The sequence below is a fragment of the Pseudomonas sp. JV245A genome, assembly GCF_032424515.1.
Lineage (GTDB): Bacteria > Pseudomonadota > Gammaproteobacteria > Pseudomonadales > Pseudomonadaceae > Aquipseudomonas > Aquipseudomonas protegens.
Genome location: NZ_VYKE01000289.1, coordinates 1 through 3,316, shown reverse-complemented (window position 1 = coordinate 3,316; position 3,316 = coordinate 1). Strand labels below are relative to the sequence as shown.

The 3,316-nt window shown below is 65.0% G+C and carries 5 protein-coding genes; 2 read left to right on the top strand and 3 right to left on the bottom strand.

The window, feature by feature from the left end; all coding sequences use genetic code 11:
* Nucleotides 1-505 (top strand): SgcJ/EcaC family oxidoreductase (locus F6S12_RS30685; protein WP_315869757.1); only part of this gene is annotated, 505 nt, incomplete at its 5' end.
* Between the two features lie 46 nt (nucleotides 506-551).
* Here F6S12_RS30685 and F6S12_RS30680 read toward each other — a convergent pair.
* Nucleotides 552-1,553, bottom strand: coding sequence for an AraC family transcriptional regulator (locus F6S12_RS30680; RefSeq protein ID WP_072452809.1), 1,002 nt, complete (start codon nucleotides 1,551-1,553; stop codon nucleotides 552-554).
* A 246-nt stretch (nucleotides 1,554-1,799) separates the two neighbouring features.
* Between F6S12_RS30680 and F6S12_RS30675 the strand changes: the two genes are divergently transcribed.
* Nucleotides 1,800-2,573, top strand: coding sequence for an EAL domain-containing protein (locus F6S12_RS30675; RefSeq protein ID WP_011062108.1), 774 nt, complete (start codon nucleotides 1,800-1,802; stop codon nucleotides 2,571-2,573).
* Nucleotides 2,574-2,600: 27 nt separating this feature from the next.
* Here F6S12_RS30675 and F6S12_RS30670 read toward each other — a convergent pair whose 3' ends face one another.
* On the bottom strand, nucleotides 2,601-2,990 hold the full coding sequence (locus F6S12_RS30670; RefSeq protein WP_053152618.1) for a YceK/YidQ family lipoprotein: 390 nt from the start codon (nucleotides 2,988-2,990) through the stop codon (nucleotides 2,601-2,603).
* A 62-nt stretch (nucleotides 2,991-3,052) separates the two neighbouring features.
* Nucleotides 3,053-3,316: YceK/YidQ family lipoprotein (locus F6S12_RS30665; RefSeq protein ID WP_315869756.1), on the bottom strand; the 264-nt coding region annotated here is incomplete at its 5' end.

Genomic DNA, 3,316 nt, shown 5'->3' with positions numbered 1-3,316 from the left:
CGCCCTGGCCCTGTTCTTCGTGCTGAGCGCGCCACTGGCTCAGGCCCTGGAAGCCACCCCTTACGTGTACCGCACCGTGGCCGAGCAGCCGCAGAACCTGCAGGACCGGGAAATCGCCGGTCTCTTCGACCGCTGGAACAGCGCCCTGCAGACCGGCAACCCGCAAGCCGTGGTCAGCCTCTATGCGCCCAACGCGGTGCTGCAACCGACCGTCTCCAACCAGGTGCGCAGCACCCACGCGCAAATCCAGGACTACTTCGAGCACTTCATGGCCTCGCGGCCGGTGGGTCAGATCAACTACCGGGAGATTCGTCACCTGGGCCCGGATGCGGCCATGGACAGCGGCGTCTACACCTTCACCCTGACTGCCGCCGACGGCAAGAAACAGCAGGTCCAGGCCCGTTACACCTTTCTCTACGAGCGCCTGGGCGGGCAGTGGAAAATCCTCAACCACCACTCTTCGGCCATGCCGCAAGTGCAGCCGCAGTTGCAAGCCAGCCACTGATCCAGGCTCCTGTCGCCTTGCGCCGAGCCTTTGCTCGGCGTTGCTGTCACTGCTCGCGGTAGCGCCCCGGGGTCATGCCGAACCAGCGCAGGCAGGCCTTGTGAAAGCTGCTCTGGTCGCGAAAGCCCAACAGGGCGCCGATGTACTTGACGCTGCGCATGGAGTTGCGCAGAAAACTGTGGGCCAGCATCAGCCGCGCCTCGTCCTGCAGCGCCGAGAAGTGCACGTCTTCATGGCCCAGGCTGCGTTGCAGGCTGCGGGTGCTGACCCCCACTGCCTGGGCGATATGCGGCAGGTCGCTGGGCGCGCCCTGGGCCAGGGATTCGGACAGGGCGCGGCGCACCCGCGCAGTCATCGAGCCGCTGAGCAGCACATTGAGGCGGTTGCGGGCGTATTCCATGTGCAGCACATCCAGCGCCGGGTCGGCGGTGGGCAGGGCGATGGCGCAGTCCTGGCTGCTGAAGGTCAGGCTGTTGTGGGGCGCGCAGAACTGCAGGTTGTCGCCCATCAGCCGGCGCAGCATGCGCGTGTCCTCAGGCTCGGGGTAGGTGAAGGCCGCCACCAGCGGCCGCGGCTTGTGCTGGGGCAGCAGCCAGTGCAGCAGGCCCAGGGTCTGGGCGGCGCCGGCGTCGATCACCGCCCGGGGGATCAGCGAAGGCTCGGCGGTGACGTCGAAACCGATCAGTTGCAACGCGTCGGGCTTGCGTTCCAGGCACATGCAGAAGCCGTTGCTGGTCAGCGCCTGGTAATCCACCAGGCGCTGCAGCGCTGCCCCCAGGGTCGCGCAAGACATCACCGCATAGCCCAGGGCCTCCAGGTTGGCCGGGTGAGCCTTGCTGTAGGCCAGCAGCCCGAGGTCCGGGTTGCCGGTGCGGCGGGTGGCTTCGCGCATTACTTGATAGACCAGTTCCAGCCTCACGCCCTTTGGATTTTCCTCAACGTCCTGGATGCTGCTGCCGAAGGTTCTGAGCAGGGCGTCGACATTCGCGCCGCCTTCTCTCATGACATCGGCAAGCACCCGAAAGCTGGCGCTGGTCATTCTGTGCATAGGTCTTCCTGGACTAGTGGCTAAATGATATCGATGAGGCCTTTTGCATGATTGCAATAAACAAAAGGCCACAGACGAATAAGCACCGGCCCAGGTTTCCGAGGACAAGCGAAAGGTATCCGGGAACACTTCCGGGTGGCCCGGGCAGGGTCGATCATGGTTGGGCAGGGACCCTTGGGCGAGTGCGGCGGCGGGCTCGTCGTGCCACGTTCGAGGGTGCGTCGTTGGCTTGCCTATGGATCTGTCATGCAAAGCATCAAAGACTTTTATCGTGAATTGGCCGAGGGCCATTTGATGCTGGCATTCCAGCCGGTGGTGTGGCTGCCCGACAGCAGCCGGGTGCTCTACCACGAAGGGTTGCTGCGCCATGTCGATGCCCAGGGCGGGGATGTCTACCCCCTGGCGCTGCTGGAAAAGCACCAGGTGATGCGCGAGCTGGACCGCAGTGTGGTGCTCTGTGTGATCGACAGCCTGCAACGGGACGAACGCCTGCGCCTGGGGTGCAATATCTCGGCCCAGAGCGCGATCATCGATTCATTCTGGTACCCCATTGTCCAGCAGTTGCGGGACTTTCCCGGCGTGGCCGCGCGGCTGGTCATCGAGATCACCGAAAGCGCCACGCCACCGAGCATCGAGGCGGCCAGCGAGTTTGTCCTGTGCCTGCGCGAACTGGGCTGCCGGGTGGCCATCGACGATTTCGGCGCGGGCCTGGGCACCCTGGAGTTCATCCGCCAGACCCGGCCGGACATCGTCAAGATCGACAAGGGCTACATCCAGCGCGCCCGCAGCGAACTCAACAGCGCCCAGACCCTCAGCCACCTGGTGCAACTGTGCAAGACCCTGGCGCCCTGCGTGATCATCGAAGGGGTGGAGACTGCCACCGACCAGGGCCTGGCCACGGCCTGTGGTGGCGAGTGGGGGCAGGGCTACCTGTTCGGCCGCCCCCAGGTGGATCGCCTGGGGCGACGTTGCCGCCTGGCGCAGCGGGTGCCCCAGCTGTGCACGCCGGATCAGGCGTAGCCCGGGTGCATGCCCGCCTGAAGGGGTTCAATCAGCCTGCGGGGTGATGGGCGGGGTGTGGGCCGTCGGGTCTTGCACCTCGGCACTGATGGGCAATGCCTGCAGGTCTTGCTCGGGAATCTCCTTCATATCCACGCGCATGTTGCGCTTGGGCCGCTCCGGCTGGAGCGCGTCGTAGGGCAGCAGCACGGTGTCGAGCGCCGCGTCCAGGGGCAGGCTGGCGATCATCAGGATCGGGCACACCACCATCACCCAGCAGCCGCCGGTGATCATGCGTGCGTAGCCCATGTCGTAGCCGGTGAGCACTTGGGCGTTGGTCTTGACGCTGCGGTAGTAACGGTCGTCGCGAAAGTCCAGGGCATTGCCGCGAGTCATGTAGGTGCCGCAGCCGGACAGCAGCAGGGTGTTGAGCAGCAACAGGTAATTGATGATTCGGATGATCGCTCTTCCATTCAGGCCATTGGCAGGGGGGGCGCGGCTCAGGGCTTCATCGCGTCATAGGGCAGCAGCGCGGTGTCGGCCACGGCGTCCACCGGCAGGCTGACGATGGCCACCACCGGGCAGACAATGCTCATCCAGCAGAACAGCGTGACGTAGCCGTCGTAGCCGCTGGCTCCGCGCATGGTCAGCAGTTCGATATTGGCCTGGGTGCCTTTGTAGTAGTCGTAGCTGGTATGGGAATTGGGGGTGCGGGCGATCAGGGTGCCGCAGCCCACCAGGGACAGCAGGGACACAACGAACAG